This is a genomic window from Orbus sasakiae, assembly GCF_039542345.1.
Taxonomy (GTDB): Bacteria; Pseudomonadota; Gammaproteobacteria; order Enterobacterales; family Orbaceae; genus Orbus; species Orbus sasakiae.
Genome location: NZ_BAABHY010000001.1, coordinates 579,838 through 601,353 on the forward strand (window position 1 = coordinate 579,838; position 21,516 = coordinate 601,353).

A 21,516-nucleotide genomic window follows, 5' to 3' on the forward strand; every position below is an offset into this window, starting at 1 on the left:
TTTTATGGAGCCTACACACGTGGGCTCACAATTCAACGTTCGGTTTGATTAACCATTATTACCGCTCGAAATGTGATGATTGTCCTACGCCAACAAGATCATTAACGAATATCACGAAATCATATTGACACAATTTTATTATTGTTCAAAATGCATAAATGATTTTAGATAAAAGGCATCAGTATGAACAATCAATTAACGATCAATTGGGATGAATTTTTAAAACATTATTGGCAAAAAAAACCGGTGATTATCCGTAATGGATTTGCTCATTTTGTGGATCCTATCACGCCAGATGAATTAGCTGGACTAGCACTAGAGACCGAAATCGATAGCCGCATTGTCACTAACAAAGACGGGAAATGGGATGCAAAGTATGGGCCGTTTGAGTCTTACGATCACTTAGGTGAAAGCAACTGGAGTCTATTAGTCCAAGCGGTCGATCATTGGCACGAAGAGGCTGCCACCTTAGTTGAGCCATTTCGTGTTTTACCACACTGGCAATTTGAAGATTTAATGATTTCGTTTGCAACGCCTGGCGCAGGTGTTGGGCCACATATAGATAATTATGATGTGTTTATTACGCAAGGGATGGGGCAACGCCGTTGGCAAGTTGGTGATCGTAATCCCAATTACCACCAGTTCAGTGCGCATGCAGCCTTATTGCATGTTGAACCTTATGAACCCATTATTGATGAAGTGCTCAACCCTGGCGATATTCTGTATTTACCAATCGGTTACCCACATAATGGTGTAAGTTTAACGGAATCATTAAGCTATTCTGTCGGATTTAGAACCCCATCATCACAAGAATTACTCAGTGGCTTTGCCGATTATGTCTTGGATAACGTGCCAAAAGGGATTTTTTATCAAGACCCTGATTTACAATTGACCGATCAACCTTATCAAATTCAACGTAATGAAATCGAGAGATTAAAAGCGCAGATGATGCAATTAATCAATAATGATGATCTGTTTGTTGATTGGTTTGGTAAACAAACAACCCACCCGATGCATGAACTCAATATTATCCCTTTAGATCCACCTTATTCATTGGATGAACTCGTTGAGGAAATTGAAAGTGATGCACAACTTATACGTGTACCCAGTATTCGTATTTTTAAAATTGGTGATCAAGGTTTTGTGCATGGTGAAAAAATTGAATTACCTGAGCGCTATATCGACTTACTTTGCCAAAAATCCGTACTGACAGTCGATGACTTACACGATGATGTGCTTTTAAAGGGGTTATTGGACTTTGTCAATAAAGGTTATTGGTATTTTGAATAGACAAGTGAAGACGGGGTAACCCCGTCTTATACTGATTTAACCCTTGTCATTAGTTATCGTCACCCACAGTGTTAACAAAGATCATGTTAGTTGTGCCCACTTTACCAATCGGTACCCCTGCGGTAATAATAACTTGATCGCCATGTGATACGTACTGTTTTGCAAGGCACTGATCGATGGCATCACGAATCATCAGTTTGGTGCTTTTCGCTTTTTTATGGCCTTTTAGTGGCATCACTCCCCAAACTAATTGCAACTTACGTAAGGTTTTTTCATAAGGTGATACCGCAAATATTGGTGCAGAGGGGCGGTACTTTGAGACCATCTGTGCAGTCGTTCCACTTTCTGTCACTGTTATAATGCCTTTTGCATTTAGCTCATGGCTAACTTGTACACTAGCATGACAAATTGCGTTGGTAGTAACCGTTTTATGATAACCATAGCGAGATAGACTTAATTCAGTATCTAACGTCGGTTCAATACATTTGGCTATCGTCGTCATGGTTTTTACCGCCTCTATTGGGTAAGCACCCGATGCCGTTTCGCCGCTTAGCATAATCGCGTCACTGCCATCTAAAATGGCATTTGCTACATCACTGGCTTCAGCACGAGTAGGCCTTGGGTTAACGGTCATACTTTCTAACATCTGTGTCGCGGTAATCACGGGTTTACCGACTTGATTACACAGTTTAATCATCTGTTTTTGTAATAGTGGAACGCGTTCTGCAGGGATTTCGACACCTAAGTCGCCTCGTGCAATCATAAAACCGTCAGCTAAGTTTAATATTTGGTCCATATTTTTCACGCCTTCTGCATTTTCAATTTTGGCAATAATTTGAATGCTTGCTGCGTGCTGATTGAGGAGTTGCTTGATAGATTGAATATCTTCAGCGCGTTGTACAAATGAGGCGGCGATGAAGTCCACATCGTGTTTAATACCAAACTCAATATCGGCGACGTCTTTATCGGATAAAAAAGGTAAACTTAAGTTCGCCCCCGGTACGGCGACCCGTTTGTTGTTACTCATTTCACCACTGTTTTCAATTGTTGTAATAATATCTAAGCCATCAATCCGCGTGATCGTTAACCTTACAAGTCCATCAGACAGTAGAATTTGATCGCCAATATTGACTTCTTTTGATAAGACTTTATGGTTAATCGAGACAATGTGCTCATCACCGATGACATCTCGACCTGTTAAAATAAAGGGGTTACCTTGTTCAAGGAGGACTTTACCATTTTGAAATTTACCTAAACGCATCTCAGGGCCTTTGGTGTCGAGCATGATAGCAATATGCACCCCCAATTTTGCGGCCACATCCTTGACGCGTTGCATATGTTGATGATGGCTTTGCTGATCCCCGTGAGAGAAGTTAAAGCGAGCCACATTCATGCCATTTAAGATGAGAGACTCAATGACTTCTGGCTGAATGGTTGACGGTCCCATGGTACAAACGATTTTAGTTTTTTTCATAGTATCCCCAATGTTTAAGTAATCGCACATATATCAAATAGCACATAGCGTTACATCAAAGGCTATGTTTAGTCAGGTTATCAACGTGAAGTATTATGATGGATTTTTATAAAACAGTTTCACGTTTAATGAAGCTCATTCATATCTCAATTTATGGTCGGTCTATCCTTATCATATAGACTTAATTTTATCCGTGCAAATCTTAATCAATTCACAGCCAGCAATACCGACAATAACCGAGATGCCAATCTACCTATTAATATTTGAAGCGATTTTTATCTAATTGATATTTTTTCATTCGTAAATACAATTTTTTACGAGGTATTTGCAAATAGTCCGCTGCTTCATTAATTTTGCCGTGATACATATCTAAGGCTTTGATGATAAGATTTTTTTCATATGCTTCAATATTTTGTTCTAGAGAAAGATTTTTATTGATAAAGAAAAACGATTGGCTATCTTTTGTTGGCATAATGCCAACGGCGAACAATTCTGCTGCATTAATTAATTCACTCACGTTGTTTTCCCACAAACGATCATTAAGGGTTTTCTTCAACGTTTCATTGACCATCGGGCGTTTTATGGATAATCGTTTACAGGCTATTTTAAGGTAATACTCAAAAAGAATAATGATGTCTTTTTTACGTTGTTGTAAGCTTAGGCATTCGAGCTGAGTTAACGAAAATAAATAATAGAATTCAGGTAGAAGAATTTGTTCACTTGCAAGTTGTTCTGGTCGTTTCAAACTTGTGACAACGAGTCTAAATGGTTTGTTGGGCTGAGTTTGGTACTGAACCAAGATTTTTTGATATTTGATCGGTAACAAATCAATATGTTGCAGTATCAACGTACCATTAATCGCACGTTCAATCCATAATTCAAACTCATCAAAAGAGTCAATTTGCTGCAAATTATGAATTTGTAATGGGGTATTATCACTGTTGGGGGTCAGTTGTTTGGCTGCCAGTAATTTACCGGTCCCTGAGGCACCATATAAATAAACAGGCAGTGTTGTTAATGAATAAGCATAGATTTTTTCCCTGATCTCTTTTGCCCATATACTGTCACCAATTAAGTGTTCGGTGATTTGTTGCTGTTTTTGGCTTTTTTGTATGAGGTACGTTTCACGTTCGGCCAAGGCTAAATTGATTTTTTTGATAAATAAGCCAGGATCAACCGGTTTTTCTAAAAAATCGTATGCGCCTTTTTTGACGGCATCAACCGCCATCGGGACATCACCGTGGCCTGTCACTAATAACACCGGGATGTATTTATCGATGTGGTGAATTTTTTCCATGAGTTCGACGCCAGATAAATAGGGCATATAAATGTCGGTAATCACAATACCATTCCAATCATGGGGAATGATTTGAGTGACATTAAGTGGATTATCTGTCACACGCACTCTTTTATGTTGTTGTTTAAGCAGTGCTTGATAAGCCTGTAAAATATCTTTATCGTCATCAATAATCAGAATATTTTCATATTCAGTTAATAAATCCATAGTGTTGTTTCCTACAATGTCAGGCTTTCATAAAGGTCAAAATAATCAGTGCATGTCTGTCTAGTGTTGAGGCAATAAAAAGATCGCCTTGGCTTTGTTGCATAATGGATTGGCTTAATGATAAACCAATACCAAGGCCAATTTTTTTATTGGTCACAAAAGGTGTCAACAAGCGTTCGGCTTCACTCAGTGGCCAACCAATGCCATTATCTTGAATATAAAGCATCAGTTCGTTATCCGTTTCTCGTTGTTCAATTACAATTTGAGCTTGTTTATTCTCACAAGCATCAATGGCGTTAGCAAAGATATTCACAAACACTTGTTCATAACGAATGTCGTTGCCAATGACGTGAGCAAGTTTATCAGGTAACGTTAACGTTAAGTGCATGGTTTTATTCAATGAAATAATGCCCCATGCATGGTTTATTGTCTGTTTAAGATCAATAGTTTGTAACGGTTCGTCAGCATTACTCCGCTTACTAAAGGCTCGCAGTTGAGTAATAATATTTTTTATTCGCGTTATGAGCTGTTGGCTTTGTTCAATCGCATGGCTAATGTCTGGATTTGGCTGGCTGTTATTTGCTGTTTCAGCAGTATACAGATAGATCGACAGTGCATTTAAAGGTTGATTAATTTCATGAGCAAGGGTTGTCACGGTTTGCCCAACGACCGCTAATTTAGCCGCTTGAATCAGATCATCTTGCGTGTCCCTTAAATCGTTTTCAATGGTAATTCGTTCAATAATCTCTTCTTCAAGGCGGAGCGTTTGAATATTGATTTGGGCGATACTTTGACGTAATAACTCGGCAATACGGCCGAGTTCATCATGACCATATACGGGAATAACCGCTTGCAAGTTACCTTTGCTTAATTCGATAACAGAATGGTTTAATACCATTAATCGAGAGGTGATTTTAGGGCGAATATAACATTGATTGAAGATTAAAATAAATAAAATGGCGACAGATGTTGTAATGATGATAATGAGTATGCTTAAGTTAGACGCTGCTTGTACTTTATTGGAAAAATAGATCAGTTGCCAATGGTCACTATCAACTTGCAGCTCTAAATTGATTTTAATGGCATTAAGCATATTATCTTTATCAATCACAACTTGGTTAAGTTTTTTAAGTGCATCATCATACTGTTGCAAAATGTCAGGTAGTTGATTTTGTGATAGGCTAATTTTAAACAGTTCTTGAATAATTTGCCGTAGGGTTGTCATGCTGCTTGATGACTGGATAAGAATGTCTTCACTGCTTTGCTTTAGGTAGCTTAAATAGTGCAAATTGTTTTGTAAGTTATGCAGATTATTTTTATCGACAAGCTGATCGATTGCTCCAATGATCCTGTTTTCTGATAAGGTTAAATTGGCAATAACATCGAGTTCTTGATGAATACTGTTGAGGGTTTTATATATTTTGTCTTGTTCTGACGTTGTTTCATTTTTAAGTTGATCCAACAAAAAATTCTGTTGCAAGCTGATATCTTGTAATAATGAGCTGATCTCTTGGTTGAAATCGTTGTGTAGCCAGTAGATATAGGTTTGTGTTTCGGATAACTGGTTTAATACAATATGATAACGATAGAGCGCGTCATCAACATCAGTAAGCAGTGTTTCTATACTGTTAATACTGGTTTTAAATGAGGCTTGCCGTTCTGTGGGAAGTTGTTCAGACAAGTTATATAAGGTTTGTAGCCTAACTAAAATATTTTGTTTTAGTGAAATCCGGGATTGCGTATTTGGCGCCTGTACTAGTTCATTAAATTCATTAAATAACGCATTTAAATTTTCATCAATACGGGTTGATGCTTGAATTTTGGGAATATAGTCCTCTAGTGCATAGTGAATTTGTTGGTTTTGTTTTTTCCAACTGTATAAACACACTAAACCAATTAAAAAGATCAATAAGGCACAAAATATAAACGACCATTGTAATCGGTGACCAATCTCTTTTTTTAAGACCATTTTTATAAATTCTCTAATTGTTTCATGGCCATTTGATTCTGATTTTGGAAAAAATTTTTCCATTCGATGGCATTAATTTGATATTCAGTATAGAGATCCAGATCTTGGTTATTGTTGGGATAATGTAAGGATTGATCTTCATCAATCGGCATTTTTGTTAATAACTGACGGACTTCATCTAACTGTTTACCCAATTTTTTTTCTTTATCGTGCAGTAATTTCCAGGTGTCTTTTAATTGCTCGAGTCGGAACGTGATGGCGATATCAAAGAGTTGCCGGACCAGTTCTTGACGCTTTAGCAAGGTGTCATAATGAATATGTTCAGTATTGATAAACTCAGCTTGCTCGTAATAGTTTGACAGCTCATCGCCCAATTGTATTACAGGGTATTTCCCTGTATTGGGGTGTGAAACAGCGAGTTGCCCAGCGGGACTTAGTAAGTATTGAACAAACTGTTGAGCGCTATCTTTATGTTGGCTTTGTGCTAAAACCGTAATAAACGTTGGGATAGGGATATTATGCGGAAAACGATGAAAAACCAATTTTTCATTATTGTTAACAATCGCATAATTATCAATTGTAATGCCAATAATACTCAAATCAGAATTAATTTTGTCGACGACGCCAAAGCTTCGCGATGAAATCGTACCAATATTTCCGCCAATTTCCATAATCATTTGCCAGCCTTTTTGCCAACCAAATTCTTGCAGTAGTGACTCAATCATTATATGTGTCGTGTCGGAACGCGATGGGGTACTGATTGATAACATCCCGTAGTAATCCGGTAAGGTTAAATCCTGCCAATTTTGGGGAATAGGCAATTGATGTTGGCTAAGATATTCTTTATTTGATAAAACGCCTGACCCCGAAATCGCAAATGCTGCAGCATATTGACGTAAAATGTTAGGGACTAATTGCTGGCTCTCATCGGGAATTGTGGTAATTGGACTGAGCATATTATTGGTTTTAAGGTGTGATAATAGCATCGGCGATGAGCTGATAATTAAATCAATTTTGCCACTAAATGGCGAGTTGACTAAGCGCTCAATCGACGTGCTTGTACGATTGAGCGTTTTGACACTGATGTCTGGATGCGCTTTTTGCCACTGCTCAATAATATGTGCTGTTGCATCTGTTGATAACGTCGTTGCAATTAATAATTCTTGCGCATACAGCGGTGTGCTCATCAATAGTGTCAATATAAAAAATAGTGTTTTCATCTGAAATATCATAGCTAGAGGCGGTTTATCTATTCTCGATAAACTTAACATTTTCGTTATGGTAACGCTATAACAAGATGACTGCACGGCATAAAAAATTTTTTGTGATCTCGATCAAGTAACCCACAAAAAGGCCACAATTTTTTTTTACCGATTTTGTCTCAAAATACCCCGTAGAAAAGGTGATAGATCTGTTTTGGTTTTTTTTTGAGTCAAAAACATCCCAGAAAAATTATTTTGAGTTAAAAATCACTCAATTTGGCCTATTGAACCCATCATTGTTAATCGTCAATATGACCCCGAATTTCAAGTTCTAAACGACTAGAACACATCATTAATTACGTTGAGGTATAAACTATGTTTGAGTTTTTAAAAGCAAAAACCGCTAATTATACGATACCTGAAGAACAGATTATGCCTGTTTATAAAAGTTATCGATTAAAAGCGTTATTTAGCGTCTTTTTTGGTTATCTTTTCTATTATATTGTAAGAAATAACTTTGCGTTATCAACCCCTTATTTGATGCAAGAGCTAGACTTAAGCAAAACACAAATCGGGTTGTTATCCAGTTGTATGCTGATTGCTTATGGAATTAGTAAAGGGGTGATGAGTAGTTTAGCAGATAAAGCAAGTCCCAAAATTTATATGGCAACTGGTTTAATTTTATGTGCGATTATTAATGTCGGCTTAGGATTTAGCTTTGCATTTTGGATGTTTGCCATTTTTGTGATTTGTAATGGTATCTGTCAAGGGATGGGAGTAGGGCCTTCTTTTATTACTATTGCTAATTGGTTCCCACGTCGTGAACGAGGAATTGCAGGGGCAATTTGGAATATTTCCCATAATGTGGGTGGCGGGATTGTTGCCCCGATCATCGGCTGTTCATTGGCGTTACTTGGTACGGAACATTGGAAGTTAGCGTGCTATATCGTGCCTGCGATTTTAGCTGTTTTTGCTGCATTCGTGGTACTGGGTTTTGGTAAAAACTCACCTGTACAAGAAGGTTTACCTGAGTTAAAAGATATTGTTGGCGAAGATGCCATTGTGACGAAAAAAACACAACATGCACCAGAGAATATGTCTGCATGGCAAATTTTTTGCACGTATGTACTGAAAAACAAAAATGCTTGGTATGTGTCATTTGTCGATGTTTTTGTTTATATGATTCGTTTTGGGGTTATCAGTTGGTTACCGATTTATCTGCTGCATGAAAAAGGTTTTTCTAAAGGTGAGATGAGTGTGGCGTTCCTCTTTTTTGAATGGGCGGCAATTCCTTCCACTCTTTTTGCTGGCTATTTAACCGATAAACTATTTAAAGGCCGAAGAATGCCGCTTGCGATAATTAGCATGCTTCTGATTTTTGTTTGCTTAGTGGGCTATTGGCAAAGTGATTCATTAGTGATGGTGACGATCTCTGCTGCGTGTGTTGGTTGTTTAATCTATGTGCCACAGTTTTTAGCATCAGTACAAACAATGGAAATCGTGCCAAGTTTTGCAGTGGGTTCTGCTGTTGGATTGCGTGGTTTTTGTAGCTATATTTTTGGTGCTTCATTAGGGACCGCGCTTTTTGGTATTTTTGTTGACCGATTAGGTTGGGATGCAGGTTTCTATTTATTAATGGGTGCCGTGATTTTGTGTATTGTATTTTGTATCTTGTCACATTTTGGTGCGTTAGAGTTAGAACGCAACAGCCAAAAAACATCATCAAATAGCGCAAAATAAATCATAAAAAGCGACGTTAATCATGAAAATATGTTCTGTATTTTCATGATTAAACAGATGAATTAGGTGAGCATTATGAAAAAAACAAAAATTATTTGTACCATTGGTCCTGCTTCTGACTCTTTTTCAACGTTATCACAACTTATTCACGCTGGCATGGATATCATGCGGCTCAACTTTTCCCATGGTCATCATGATGATCATGCCAAACGCATTAACACACTGCGTGAAGCTTGCAAATATGTAAAAAAACCGGTTGCGATTATGCTTGATACGAAAGGGCCTGAAATCAGAACCCTGCGATTAAAAGACCATCAACCCGTCTATTTACAATCTGGTGCGAGCTTTGTTATTACAACTGATCAACAGGTCGTTGGGGATGAACATTGTGTCGCCGTCACCTATACGGGGATTGTAAACGATATTAATGTTGGTCATCATATTTTAATTGATGATGGGCTTATCGAATTGGTGGTTGAACAGCGAGATAGTCATCAATTATTTTGTCGGGTGCTAAATTCTGGGATGTTAGGTGAACATAAAGGCGTGAATTTGCCGAATGTTTCGATTAACTTGCCCGCTTTGTCAGTACAAGATAAGCACGATTTAATTTTTGGTTGTGAGCAACATGTTGATTTTATTGCGGCGTCTTTTATCCGTAAACGTGCAGATGTGGAAATGATTCGGCAATTTTTGGATGAACATAATGGCAATCATATCGCTATCATTGCTAAAATTGAAAACCAAGAAGGCTTGGATAATTTTGATGACATCTTAGATGTCGCTGATGGGATAATGGTGGCCAGGGGCGATTTGGGGGTTGAAATCCCGATTGAAGAGGTCATTTTATCGCAAAAAATGATGGTTGAAAAATGTAACCAACATGCAAAACCCGTTATTATTGCAACGCAGATGCTTGAAAGTATGACGGTTAATCCAAGACCGACGCGAGCTGAAGCGGGGGACGTGGCAAATGCTATTTTAGATGGTGCCGATGCGGTGATGCTGTCTGGTGAAACGGCAAAAGGACGCTATCCGGTAGAAACGGTTGCTGTTATGGCAAAAATCTGTCAAAAAACCGATTTAGACTTTTCCAATAATCCTTATTATGTGCATCGTATACCTAAAATAGATCATACCACCAGTCATAGTGTCGTTGTCATGGCGGAGGAATTACAGTCACCTGTCATTGCGGTCATGACCGAGTTAGGTACTGAAGCTCGCGCAATCCGCCAGTATTTCCCTAAAGCAGATATTTTGGCGATGACATGGCATGAATGGGTATTTAAACAATTGTTACTAGTAAAAGGCGTGTGCCCGCATCTAATTGACAAGCCTGTCGATATTGACACATTTGTTACACAGTGTAGAACGATTGCAATTTCAGAAAAACTGACTGAACAAAATACGATTATGGTCGTTGCTGCCAATAATCAAAATAAAGATGATCATTTTTCGACGACAATATCATTAAAAGTCTAATGCACCATTTTTCGTTTTATTTGCCCACCTAACGGTGGGTAAGCTTGCCTAAGTAAAGTAACAATATAAAAAATTCTTATCCATTTATTCTCCTTATCATTCGATTCAATGGCATATTTTTTGCTTTCTAAATAAAGATAGTAGAGAATAGCACGGCATTTTTTGTCAAAAGATCAATAATAAGAATATATTTGAGGTTACAATGAGAACTGAGTCAGAAATACTAAAGCACCCGGAGAGTGAAAGCTCACGAGTGACGCCTTATCAAAAGAAAACCCTTTTTGCATCAACAGTCGGTTATGCACTTGATGGCATGGATATTATGCTATTGGGCTTTTGTTTACCTATGATTATGGCTTATTTTAGCTTATCAGGAACAGAAGCAGGTACACTTAATGCCATTACATTATTAGGTGCCGTGTTAGGGGGGATTATTTTTGGTATTATGGCCGATAAATATGGACGAGTAAGGGTGTTCTCATGGACGATCTTAATCTTTTCCTTTTTTACCGGATTGTGTGCAATTGCACCAAACTATGAAACGTTTGCACTATTTCGATTCTTAAGTGGTTTAGGATTAGGTGGTGAATTTGGTATTGGTATGACTCTTGTATCAGAGAGTTGGCCAAAACATAAACGTTCTCGTGCAACCTCGATCGTTGCATTAGGCTTCCAAGCGGGGATTATTTTAGCGACGTTAACCGTTACGATTATTGGTGCAAACTTCGGTTGGCGCTGGGCATTTGCGGTTGGTGTATTGCCAGCACTTTTTGTCGCTTGGACTCGTAAAGGTTTAAAAGAGCCTGAAATTTGGCAAAATCTTAAAGATAACAATAAAAACACCATTTCAGTGGGTAAATTATTTAAAAATCCCCGTACAACATTTACCACGATTGGACTGACCATTGCTTGTGCCGTGCAAAACTTTGGTTTTTATGGCTTGATGGTTTGGATGCCAACAATGATTGCTAATGAATTGCAATTGCCATTTAAGAACACGACGTTTTGGACTATTTCAACAACCATCGGCATGACCGTCGGAATTTTAGTCTTTGGTTGGTTGTGTGATAAATTTGGGCGTAGACCATCTTATATCGTCTTTTTATTGATTTCGGCAGTCTCCATTTGGTTCTACTTCCAACAAACAGATATGATGGTATTAATCATTTTTGGTTCTGTGATTGGTTTCTTTGTTAACGGTATGATGGGGGGGTATGGCGCATTGCTGGCCGAACACTATCCGACCGATGCGCGTTCAAGTGCTGAAAACATTATCTTCAACGTTGGTCGTGGTATTGCGGGTATTTCTCAGGTATTAATCGGTTACTTGGCGATGCAATACTCGATTAGCTATGCATTAGCGTTATTATCAGCGGCTTACTTATTGTCTGCATTTGCCTTCTTCTTCTTGATTCCAGAAACTAAAGGTAAAGCTTTAGAGTAATCGTTTATGATGTATCATGATTGCCTACCGTAATGGTGGGTAATTATGATAATCAATGCACATCTTTGTTGTATCCAATTCTGATATCTAACTTTATTGCAGGGGAGTTCAAGCAATGAAATGGCAGCATATTATTAAAAACGGTCAAGTCTACTGTGATGGCCGTTTTGTTCACACTAATGTCTACATTAAAGATGGCAAAATCGCAGCACTAAGTGATCAAGATTTAGGTACTGCCGATGAGGTCACTGATGCAGCAGGATTATATGTGTTACCTGGATTGATTGACACACATATTCATTCTCGTGATCCTCAGGCCACGTATAAAGAAGATTTTTATCACAGTACTTTAGCGGCAGCAATGGGCGGCATAACAACTGTTTTTGAAATGCCTAATACGAATCCCTCAATTTGTAATGTAGCTAATCTTAAACAGCAAAAGGCTAATTTAGGATCGAAAGCTAACATTGATTTTGCAATGTGGGGATTATGCTTAGGTGATTTGAATAATCATGAATTGTTAGCATTAAACGATGCCGGTGTTGTCGCCTTTAAGTTTTTTTGGGGTTATGCGATAGATAAAAAATCACATCTTTTAATTTATAATTATAAAGAGGGTGATCCTAATGCGATTGCGCCATTATCCGATGGTGAAGTCTTCGATATTTTTAAAGCAGTAAAAGCCACTGGTAAACAGTTGGCGATTCATGCAGAAAATAGTGAAATTATGAGTCGGTTGAGTCAGCAAGTTCAGCAAGAAGGGCGATGTGATTATCAAGCTTTATTAGATGGACGCCCTGATGTTGCTGAAGCGGCAACCGTCAGTTTGGGAATTCAATTTTCTAAATTTAGTGGGACGCCTTTGCATATTTTGCATTTGACATCGAAAGCGGGCGTTGACTTGATCCGTGATGCTAAGCAACAAGGTTTGCCTATCACGACCGAAACCTGCCCACATTATCTTTTTTTGACGAATGAAGATTACGATCGCGTGGGTAATGAACTGAAAGTTTATCCACCAGTCAAATATCAGTCAGATCAAGATGCGTTATGGCAGGGAATTTATGATGGAACAATCACGTCAATATGCTCAGATCATGCGCCACATACTTACGCTGAAAAACAAGGGGATTTGTTTGATGTGCCTGCTGGCATGTGTGGACTCGAAACGGAGGTCCCATTACTACTCAATGCCGTCAATCAAGGTAAATTGGCATTAGAAGATGTTGCGGTATTGATGTCAGAAAATCCCGCCAAAATTTATCATATTTACCCGAAAAAAGGAACCATTGTCGTCGGTTCTGATGCCGATTTCACGGTAGTTGATATGAATAAACAAAAAGTGTTAAGGCGTGATGATCTGCATAGCAAAGGAAAAGTCATGGCTTATGATGGTGTCAAGGTAACGGGCATGCCGGTGGTGACTATTTTACGCGGTATAACCATTGTTAAAGATGGTCAATTAGTGAATGAAAAACAAGGCCAATTCTTAAGACCCGTTGAATAAGCTCATTCCTAAAAGATAGTCATCAAAAATGCCCTTTAGTGCTTTAGTGCTTTAGTGCTAAAGGGTTTTTTATAATATATTACGCAGTTTATCAGTGGTTTAGGTTATCATTGTATTGTGATTTTATTTTAAAATAATATAAAATCATTAGGTTAAAGATTATTTAATTAGTTATGGCAATGTATGAAATAGCTTATTAGTTGGTTGTGTTTTTTATACTTTGCAGTCATAGTATTGTCATTAGCTATCAGTATGATGAGCTTTACTCGTGTATTTAATATACATATATCAAGAGGGAATAATGATGCAAAAGCGTACAAATGAAGTCACTATGAAAGGTAATCCCGTTACACTACTTGGTCCTAAACTAAAAGTTGGTGATAGCGCACCTGATTTTACTGTTTCTGATATGGCACTTAAACCAGTTAAACTTTCTGATTTTAAAGGTAAAGTGAAAATCATTAATGCCGTTCCATCGGTTGATACGTCGGTGTGTAATGCGCAAGTTCATCATTTTAATGTGGAAGCCGCTAAACTTAAAGATATTGTCATTTTTTCTGTGAGTGTCGATTTGCCTTTTGCCCTTAATCGTTATTGTGCCGCTGAAGGGATTGATGCTGTTAAAGTGACATCAGATTATAAAGATTTGGATTTTGGTCAAAAATACGGTGTGGTGATTGAAGAGTTACGTTTACTTTCTCGTGCGGTATTTGTTATCGATAAAAATGATAAAATTGTTTATGTTGAATATGTTAAAGAAGTGGCAACTGAACCTGACTATGAAAAAGCGTTAGCCGCAGCTAAAGCGTGTTAATCTTTGCCAATTTGTTTATTCTCTCGCTTAGTCGAGAGAATAAACGTAGGCTACTATTTAATTTTTAAATTAATTTGATTATAATTATAGCTCTTCTTCGTGCTATTTAGTTCCTATCATGCATTTATATCCTATTATTGATCGTTCAAGAGCGTGGTCAGCAATCTTGTGTTTGGCTTTTGCTGCGTTTGTTTTTAATACCACCGAGTTTGTGCCCGTTGGCTTACTGCCTAATATTGCGGCAAGTTTTGATATGAGTGTTGCTAAGACGGGATTACTCATTACTATTTATGCTTGGGCTGTATCACTGCTCTCGTTGCCATTGACCATTTTAACGGCAAAATTTGAGCGTAAAAAACTGTTAATTTTTCTGTTTGTGCTGTTTATTTCGAGTCATATTTTGGCGGGATTTGCTTGGGACTTTATCAGTTTAATGATCGGCCGAATTGGTATTGCTTGTGCGCATGCGGTATTTTGGGCGATTACAACCCCACTTGCAGTCAGGCTGGCACCTAATGGTAAACGTGCAAAAGCCATGGGCTTTATTGTGGCTGGCTCATCAATGGCAATTGTATTAGGTGTGCCTATTGGTACGATGATTGGGCAATTGGTCGGTTGGCGGATTACATTTTTATGTATTGGCGCTGTTGCCTTTGCCGTCATGCTGGCTTTAATCTATTTATTACCAACTTTACCTAGCAGTAATACGCAATCACTGCGTAATATGCCGTCATTGCTACGACGTCCTGCATTACTGCATATCTTTATGTTAACGGCGATTGTCATTACAGGTCACTTTACCGCTTATACGTATATCACGCCATTTATGCATCGTATTGGCGGGTTTGATGAACAATTCGTCGTATTCCTATTATTATGTATTGGTTTGTCAGGTATTTTTGGCAGTGTGTTATTCGCCAAGTATTCAGATAAATATCCGATTGCTTCGTTTATTTATACGTTAATATTGCTAGCATTATGTTTAGTGTTGTTTTATGTGTCAGCATTACATGCATATAGTGCCGTATTATTGTGTTTAGTGTGGGGAACCGTCATTACGATGTTTGGTATGCTTATGCAAAGCAAAGTGCTTGAAGTCGCACCTGATGGTACGGATATTGCGATGTCTGTTTATTCTGGGATTTATAATATTGGTATTGGTGGCGGAGCCCTCGTTGGAAGTCAAGTATTAGTTCATCTTACTATTGGCGAGATTGGTTATATTGGCGCTCTGTTTGTCACGGTTGCACTTGTGATTTTTGTGATTTGGTCACGACATTTTTGGATAAGTGGGCAAAAAAATGCCCAATAAAATTATTGGGCTAATATAAGGAATAGGAAAACAATGAATAATCATTGAGGTTCTAGTATGCCTAGATTATTCAGGTTTGTCTGTAAGGCTACTGCAAGTGTTTATTAAAGAGTGTTTTGTTTATCGCTAGTAATTGTTAAGTGATTGTTAAGCATTATTTGCTAAACACTATTCATTATTTATCTATCATCATTAACGTATTGATTTTAGGTTGTATTTTTTCAACACTGTATTTATGAAGTCGTTATAAGCATGTTAAATCGAGCTCTGAATTTTTTGATTGTTTTATTTGTCATTTTAGTCGTTGGAATTGAGACCCATACTTATTGGCTCAACCAGCTTAGACCATGGCAACCTGCTTCGCCAATTGGGCGAATTATTTTTTATTATAGCTTTTTTACGGTGCTTTCAAATATTATGTTGGCACTGAGTTGTTTGATTTTAACCTTTAAGCCAAACTGCTCAAACCTGCTATTTAATGTCATTCGTTTAAATGGTTTAGTTGGTGTGTTGATCACGATGATTGTCTATAACTTAATGTTAAGAGGAATACATCGTCCACCAACTGTTTTATTGCAATTTGCAAATGAAAGTTTACATGTGGTGATTCCATTATTAGGGCTGATAAGTTGGTTAATTTATGGCCCTTTCTATCGAATGCAATTCAAGGTTATTGTGTATGCCTTTTTGACTTTGCTTACCTATGGTGTTTATATTTTTATGCGCGGTTACTATACGAATTTGTATCCGTATCCTTTTATTAATGTTAATCGAGTAGGATATGAAAACGCATTTATCGCTGTTATTGCAATTGCTGTTTTATTTGTCTGCCTTGTATTATTATTAAAAGCAGTTGAATTTATTCGTTTAAAGTTAAAATACCAAATTATTCATCATTAGGAGGGTATTATGCAGTTATATGTTTATGACCATTGTCCATTTTGTGTACGCGCAAGGATGATTTTTGGACTGAAAAACATTGCGTTTGAATTGAAAATATTAGCCAATGATGATGAACAAACACCCATTAGCATGATTGGTAAAAAGATGTTACCCATTTTACATAAAGATGATGGTTGTTATCTTCCTGAAAGCTTAGATATTGTGAATTACATTGACAAGCATTATGGCAACGCGCCGATTTTAACTGGGGCAACATCTCAAGCAATCGCAGATATTTTAAATGAAATTCAAACGGTGGATTATATTTTAGTTTATCCGCGTCTGGTACAGCTAAAATTACCTGAATTTGCCACGCAAAGTGCAAGGGATTACTTTGAAAACAGAAAGCAAGCAAGATCAGGCCCTTTTGCTGAGTGTTTAGCAAAAACAGCACAGATTTCACAGCACGTTGAAGCAATTTTAGCAAAATTGGTTCCCCTTATAAAATCTCACGATGCGTGTCATGGCGAAATATCAATGGATGATATTTGTTTATTTCCCGTATTACGTAATTTGACCTGTGTAAAAGGGTTGCATTTCCCCGAATCGGTAAAAGCGTATGTTGAATCTATGGCGAAACACAGTCAGATTAATCTTTATTTTGATCAAGCTGTTTAGTTAGTTATCCATTGCTTAGGCAGTTTAGGGCTAAAAGGCGAATCATCCATTTTTTCGCCTTTTTTATTGCTATTTGGTAGGTTTATTTTAGTCGCTTTTTTTTAATGGTTTTTACCGCCGATCTTCGTTCTTACGCACAAACAAGCTTGTATGGCTTATTTATCAATAAAACCCCCATTTTCAAGATCACAAATCCCATTCGAGATTTAATCTTGATTTATTCAGCTATGTAAGGTGAATCCTTTTATTTGATCTAAATCAAAAAATAAGAATAAAGTTGAAATTTTATATATAAATGAGAATTATTTTTATTTACTATTGATAATTACTATCATTAGCAATAATATATTAAACCAATTAATCGGAAAAGTTGGGCGCAGTATGTTTAACCACATCCAAAAGCTATCTATCACAATACTTTCATTATTTATTTTTGTTTTTGCCGCTAATGCTGACATTAATTTGCCAACACCTCAAACCAAAGAGGGGATGGGCATTTTTGACGCACTGAAAAGACGATCATCAACACCAGGTGGTGGTTTTGGCGTTGGCAACGTGTCAGATCAAGAATTATCAACCCTATTATGGGCAGCAAGCGGTTTAAATCGCGGTAAACGTGGTTGGACTGTTCCTATGGCTAATGGTAAACCCCCTTATGTACGGATTTATGTCGCTGGTGAAAACGGTGTCTTTCGTTATGAATGGGATGGGCAGTATTTGCAAGAAATTAGCACTAACGATATTCGCGGTGATATTGGGCAACAAGCCTTTACCAAACGTGCTGCATACTCATTGATTTTTGTCACGGATGGTACGGCATTAGCTGATTTTAATGATAATGAAAAAGCCAATAATTTTAGCCAAATTGCGGTTGGTGCGATGAGTCAAAATATGTATCTAGCGGCTGCATCACTTAAATTAAATGTACGCTATATTCATTCGATTAAGCCCGAAATAATTCGGACTGAATTAAAACTTGCAGATAACGATCAACCGATCGGTATCATGCTATTAGGTAAATAGAGGACAAACTGGTGAAAAAATTTATAACGATAGGGATTTTATTATTATCAAGCTTGTTTGTTTTCCAATCATCCGCTGAGGCAGCACAGAAAAAACAGTATGATAGCTGGAATGCGTTAGTTGATGAAATGGATATTTTACTTAATCAATCCTATGATGCCTACTTTGTAAAAGATATCGATGGTGCAAAGGCGCTTGTCAATCAAGCCTATTTTGGTTTTTATGAAAAACATGGTATTGAACGAGCGGTCATGTCTTATATTTCTGGTAAGCGTGGTACGGATACCGAATATCAATTTGCGAAAATTAAACGTTTGATGACCGATAAAGCACCTAACAAGTCGGTTAGAGCGGAAATTGATGTGATTTTAAAAATGTTGCATGAAGATGCCAATGAGCTAGATGGTAAAAAAGATAGCGGCTGGAGTGCCTTTTTAGCTTCATTAATCATTATTTTGCGCGAAGGAACGGAAGCCATTCTAGTGATTGCAGCGATTTCGGCATATTTAATTCGCTCAGGCAATCAATCAATGGTAAAAACCGTCTATTTAAGCTCATTTGCGGCAATTATTGCCAGTGTAGCTGCCGCTTATGCGATTTATTATCTGTTTGATATTGGCGGTGCAAATCAGGAGATTGTTGAAGGTGTTGCTATGCTACTTGCAACGGTTGTCCTCTTCTTCGTCAGTAACTGGATGATATCTAAAGCGGAAGCGCAAGCCTGGAAACATTACGTTGAAGATAAGGTCAAAACGGCGGTTGCCACTGGTAGCGGCTTTGCATTAGGTGGCGCGGCGTTTTTATCTGTATTTAGGGAAGGCGCTGAAACCATTCTATTTTATCAAGCAATGCTCGCTGATGCTAAAGAACACACCAATATGATTTGGTTAGGACTTGGCTTAGGTTGCTTGATTTTAGTTGCCATATTTTTAATTATTCGTTTTGGTTCAATGAAACTGCCATTAAAACCATTCTTTATTGGTACCAGCATTTTGATGTACATCATGGCGATCTCGTTTGCAGGTGGTGGCGTCAAAGAGTTGCAAGAAGCGGATATTGTATCTGTGACCCCGGTTGATTTTATTCATTCGGTTGAGCTTTTAGGTATTTACCCAACGGTTGAAACACTAATTCCACAAATTATCATGGTGTTAATTGTGGTTGCGTCAATTATTTATTATCGTAAGAAACACCAATATTAGTTTTTATAGCGATTATTTGCATAATCTTTAAGGAGTATTTAATGAAAAAATTAGCACTAGCAGTAGGAATTTCATCTCTATTAGCGTTATCTTCTTTTGCACACGCAGCTCCTGCACCAGCACCGGGCGAACAAGTTGGATTTGAGGAGTTCCCAATTGGTGACGAAGTCACAGTCGGTCCTTTACATATTTCAGCTGTTTATTTCCAACCTGTTGATATGGAACCTGCTGGAATGGGTGGACTTGCTGCATCAAAATCTGACATGCACTTAGAAGCTGATATTTCAGCAGCAGAAGGTAATGAGTTAGGCTACGGTGTAGGTGATTTTGTTCCTTACCTAAGTGTAAAATACAAAATTCAAAAAACAGGTAGCAATAAACTTATCGAAGGTAACTTCATGCCTATGAGTGCATCAGATGGCCCTCACTATGGTAACAATGTGAAACTTGATGGTGCAGGTAAATATAAAATCACGTTCATTATTGAAAATCCTGAAAAACAAGGTTACTTATTACACGTTGATAAAGAAACCGGTGTAGAAGGCCGTTTCTGGAAAAAACCGATTGAAGTATCTTGGGACTTTGACTTTATTCCACGTGCTTGGTAAGTTTTTTGTTGTAAGAATATAATAAAATGGGTTAATAGGTTATGATCTATTAACCCAAATCATTTTTAGATTTATCGAAAAATCTTCAATTCTATTGGACAGCTTTATGTTGCAATACCTGATTAATGTTACTGATAACACCTTTATAACTGCAATTATTTCAGCATTGATAATGACAATCATGCGAATTAATGGACTCCAATTAAAACGATCTGCAACAGTAGGCGTGTTGATAGGGATGGTTGTAGCATTCATTTATGCAATTTTAAAACGTAACACGGGCTATGCTGTCCGCGAGTTTTATGATTTAACACTACTTAGTACTTGGGTTATCCTTATTTTGCCAACACTCATATTAAGTTGGGTATGTTTTGTTTATCAAAAGAAAAAGCAGTCTCATTTTGTCGTAACACGCTTATTTAATGTAGCTATTACATTATGTTTAGCGGTTGTTGTGGCATTATTTATGCCAAATTTATTCCTTTATCCCTTTGAGTTTGGCGTGGGAATGGAATCAATTTTTAATACTGATTATTTGTATAAGAGTGTTGGCTATTGGTTAGCGATAATGATCATGTTGATCATTGCGATGTTTGTGTACCGAGTGTGTAAACAACTTTCTAATACTTTTGTCGTCGCTCTTGTCAGTCTCGCGTTAGTGATTTTCACTATTCAGAATTTTATTACGATTGCACAAATTCTTATCGTGCGACGGTTTATTGCTTATCAGCAATGGTTGATGGATTTAGTCATTTTTGTATTAAGTCATGTAAACTTTTTTATTTTTATTTTTATTATTGTCAGCTTGGTATTAGCATTCGTCATTTACCTAAAAGGTAAAACAACCCCACTTAATGGGCAAAACCCCGCACAGATTCGACGTATTAAAGCAAATATTCGTCGTGATAGACGCGCATCTTTAGTCATTTTAGCGGGGGTTGCAATTACTGCGTATACCATTACCCGCGCACGTTATATTTATGAAAAAGGGGTAGAAATTTCACCCGCTGAGCCGATTACAGCATCAAATAACGGCTTAATTCTGGTGCCATTAGATAAAGTCAATGACGGTAATTTACATCGTTTTGGTTATGAAACACATGATGGCACAATCGTGCGTTTTATTATTATCAAAAAAAGTGAAAATGCCTATGGTGTTGGGCTCGATGCCTGTGATATTTGTGGTGCGAGTGGATACTACCAACGGGGAGATCAAGTCGTATGTAGCTTGTGTGATGTTGTCATGAATATTGCAACAATTGGTTTTCCTGGTGGTTGCAATCCAGTGCCATTAAAATTTGACATTATTGATGGCAATATGCTGATTAAACCAATGCACCTCGAAGCAGAAAAACATCGTTTTAAATAATGCGATTTAAATAGGT

General features: G+C 37.5%; 17 protein-coding genes. 13 read left to right on the forward strand and 4 right to left on the reverse strand.

What is annotated here, in order from left to right; all coding sequences use genetic code 11:
* Window positions 1–183 precede the first annotated feature (183 nt).
* Entirely contained in the window at window positions 184–1,290 is a 1,107-nt protein-coding gene (locus tag ABEA36_RS02505) for a ribosomal protein uL16 3-hydroxylase (protein ID WP_345488458.1), read from the forward strand.
* Window positions 1,291–1,339: 49 nt separating this feature from the next.
* Here ABEA36_RS02505 and pyk (ABEA36_RS02510) read toward each other — a convergent pair whose 3' ends face one another.
* The 4 genes from pyk (ABEA36_RS02510) to ABEA36_RS02525 all read right to left on the reverse strand — a co-directional run bounded on the left by pyk (ABEA36_RS02510) (window position 1,340) and on the right by ABEA36_RS02525 (window position 7,457).
* On the reverse strand, window positions 1,340–2,764 hold the full coding sequence (gene pyk / locus ABEA36_RS02510) for a pyruvate kinase (protein WP_345488460.1): 1,425 nt from the start codon (window positions 2,762–2,764) through the stop codon (window positions 1,340–1,342).
* Window positions 2,765–3,020: 256 nt separating this feature from the next.
* Window positions 3,021–4,268 carry a sigma-54-dependent transcriptional regulator gene (locus ABEA36_RS02515; RefSeq protein ID WP_345488462.1) on the reverse strand — a complete coding sequence of 416 codons (1,248 nt, stop codon included), beginning with the start codon at window positions 4,266–4,268 and terminating at the stop codon, window positions 3,021–3,023.
* A 19-nt stretch (window positions 4,269–4,287) separates the two neighbouring features.
* Window positions 4,288–6,300: an ATP-binding protein gene (locus ABEA36_RS02520; RefSeq protein WP_345488464.1), complete on the reverse strand. Its 2,013-nt coding sequence runs from the start codon at window positions 6,298–6,300 to the stop codon at window positions 4,288–4,290.
* Window positions 6,240–7,457, reverse strand: coding sequence for an ABC transporter substrate-binding protein (locus tag ABEA36_RS02525; protein ID WP_345488466.1), 1,218 nt, complete (start codon window positions 7,455–7,457; stop codon window positions 6,240–6,242). Before ABEA36_RS02525 ends, ABEA36_RS02520 begins: the two co-directional genes overlap by 61 nt.
* A gap of 357 nt (window positions 7,458–7,814) precedes the next feature.
* On the opposite strand from ABEA36_RS02525, the gene pgtP reads away from it, so the two are divergent.
* From pgtP to ABEA36_RS02585, 12 genes are all read left to right on the forward strand, one after another.
* The gene (pgtP, locus tag ABEA36_RS02530) at window positions 7,815–9,179 is read left to right on the forward strand and encodes a phosphoglycerate transporter PgtP (protein WP_345488468.1); all 1,365 of its coding nucleotides are present in this window, start codon (window positions 7,815–7,817) and stop codon (window positions 9,177–9,179) included.
* Window positions 9,180–9,254: 75 nt separating this feature from the next.
* The gene (gene pyk / locus ABEA36_RS02535) at window positions 9,255–10,661 is read left to right on the forward strand and encodes a pyruvate kinase (protein WP_345488470.1); all 1,407 of its coding nucleotides are present in this window, start codon (window positions 9,255–9,257) and stop codon (window positions 10,659–10,661) included.
* A gap of 202 nt (window positions 10,662–10,863) precedes the next feature.
* Window positions 10,864–12,105 carry an MFS transporter gene (locus ABEA36_RS02540; RefSeq protein WP_345488472.1) on the forward strand — a complete coding sequence of 414 codons (1,242 nt, stop codon included), beginning with the start codon at window positions 10,864–10,866 and terminating at the stop codon, window positions 12,103–12,105.
* A gap of 115 nt (window positions 12,106–12,220) precedes the next feature.
* Complete coding sequence (gene allB / locus ABEA36_RS02545) at window positions 12,221–13,612, forward strand: allantoinase AllB (RefSeq protein WP_345488475.1); 1,392 nt, start codon at window positions 12,221–12,223, stop codon at window positions 13,610–13,612.
* Between the two features lie 304 nt (window positions 13,613–13,916).
* On the forward strand, window positions 13,917–14,426 hold the full coding sequence (tpx, locus tag ABEA36_RS02550; protein WP_345488477.1) for a thiol peroxidase: 510 nt from the start codon (window positions 13,917–13,919) through the stop codon (window positions 14,424–14,426).
* A gap of 118 nt (window positions 14,427–14,544) precedes the next feature.
* The gene (locus tag ABEA36_RS02555; RefSeq protein ID WP_345488479.1) at window positions 14,545–15,738 is read left to right on the forward strand and encodes a sugar transporter; all 1,194 of its coding nucleotides are present in this window, start codon (window positions 14,545–14,547) and stop codon (window positions 15,736–15,738) included.
* Window positions 15,739–15,990: 252 nt separating this feature from the next.
* A complete protein-coding gene (locus ABEA36_RS02560; RefSeq protein WP_345488481.1) occupies window positions 15,991–16,638 on the forward strand; it encodes a Pr6Pr family membrane protein in 648 nt (215 codons plus the stop codon).
* A gap of 9 nt (window positions 16,639–16,647) precedes the next feature.
* Window positions 16,648–17,298 (forward strand): glutaredoxin 2, encoded by a 651-nt coding sequence (gene grxB, locus ABEA36_RS02565; protein WP_345488483.1) that lies wholly within the window; start codon window positions 16,648–16,650, stop codon window positions 17,296–17,298.
* A 381-nt stretch (window positions 17,299–17,679) separates the two neighbouring features.
* Window positions 17,680–18,321, forward strand: coding sequence for a nitroreductase family protein (locus tag ABEA36_RS02570; protein ID WP_345488485.1), 642 nt, complete (start codon window positions 17,680–17,682; stop codon window positions 18,319–18,321).
* Between the two features lie 11 nt (window positions 18,322–18,332).
* Window positions 18,333–19,523 (forward strand): FTR1 family iron permease, encoded by a 1,191-nt coding sequence (locus ABEA36_RS02575; protein ID WP_345488487.1) that lies wholly within the window; start codon window positions 18,333–18,335, stop codon window positions 19,521–19,523.
* Window positions 19,524–19,564: 41 nt separating this feature from the next.
* Window positions 19,565–20,131, forward strand: coding sequence for an iron transporter (locus ABEA36_RS02580; RefSeq protein ID WP_345488489.1), 567 nt, complete (start codon window positions 19,565–19,567; stop codon window positions 20,129–20,131).
* Window positions 20,132–20,237: 106 nt separating this feature from the next.
* A complete protein-coding gene (locus tag ABEA36_RS02585; protein ID WP_345488491.1) occupies window positions 20,238–21,500 on the forward strand; it encodes a Fe-S-containing protein in 1,263 nt (420 codons plus the stop codon).
* Window positions 21,501–21,516 lie beyond the last annotated feature (16 nt).

What these genes read in the sequence shown, in the direction of transcription:
- ABEA36_RS02505 (WP_345488458.1), top strand. Translation starts at nt 184, where the DNA reads ATGAACAATCAATTAACGATCAATTGGGATGAATTTTTAAAACATTAT.
- pyk (WP_345488460.1), bottom strand. Translation starts at nt 2,764, where the DNA reads ATGAAAAAAACTAAAATCGTTTGTACCATGGGACCGTCAACCATTCAG.
- ABEA36_RS02515 (WP_345488462.1), bottom strand. Translation starts at nt 4,268, where the DNA reads ATGGATTTATTAACTGAATATGAAAATATTCTGATTATTGATGACGAT.
- ABEA36_RS02520 (WP_345488464.1), bottom strand. Translation starts at nt 6,300, where the DNA reads ATGGAAAAATTTTTTCCAAAATCAGAATCAAATGGCCATGAAACAATT.
- ABEA36_RS02525 (WP_345488466.1), bottom strand. Translation starts at nt 7,457, where the DNA reads ATGAAAACACTATTTTTTATATTGACACTATTGATGAGCACACCGCTG.
- pgtP (WP_345488468.1), top strand. Translation starts at nt 7,815, where the DNA reads ATGTTTGAGTTTTTAAAAGCAAAAACCGCTAATTATACGATACCTGAA.
- pyk (WP_345488470.1), top strand. Translation starts at nt 9,255, where the DNA reads ATGAAAAAAACAAAAATTATTTGTACCATTGGTCCTGCTTCTGACTCT.
- ABEA36_RS02540 (WP_345488472.1), top strand. Translation starts at nt 10,864, where the DNA reads ATGAGAACTGAGTCAGAAATACTAAAGCACCCGGAGAGTGAAAGCTCA.
- allB (WP_345488475.1), top strand. Translation starts at nt 12,221, where the DNA reads ATGAAATGGCAGCATATTATTAAAAACGGTCAAGTCTACTGTGATGGC.
- tpx (WP_345488477.1), top strand. Translation starts at nt 13,917, where the DNA reads ATGCAAAAGCGTACAAATGAAGTCACTATGAAAGGTAATCCCGTTACA.
- ABEA36_RS02555 (WP_345488479.1), top strand. Translation starts at nt 14,545, where the DNA reads ATGCATTTATATCCTATTATTGATCGTTCAAGAGCGTGGTCAGCAATC.
- ABEA36_RS02560 (WP_345488481.1), top strand. Translation starts at nt 15,991, where the DNA reads ATGTTAAATCGAGCTCTGAATTTTTTGATTGTTTTATTTGTCATTTTA.
- grxB (WP_345488483.1), top strand. Translation starts at nt 16,648, where the DNA reads ATGCAGTTATATGTTTATGACCATTGTCCATTTTGTGTACGCGCAAGG.
- ABEA36_RS02570 (WP_345488485.1), top strand. Translation starts at nt 17,680, where the DNA reads ATGTTTAACCACATCCAAAAGCTATCTATCACAATACTTTCATTATTT.
- ABEA36_RS02580 (WP_345488489.1), top strand. Translation starts at nt 19,565, where the DNA reads ATGAAAAAATTAGCACTAGCAGTAGGAATTTCATCTCTATTAGCGTTA.
- ABEA36_RS02585 (WP_345488491.1), top strand. Translation starts at nt 20,238, where the DNA reads ATGTTGCAATACCTGATTAATGTTACTGATAACACCTTTATAACTGCA.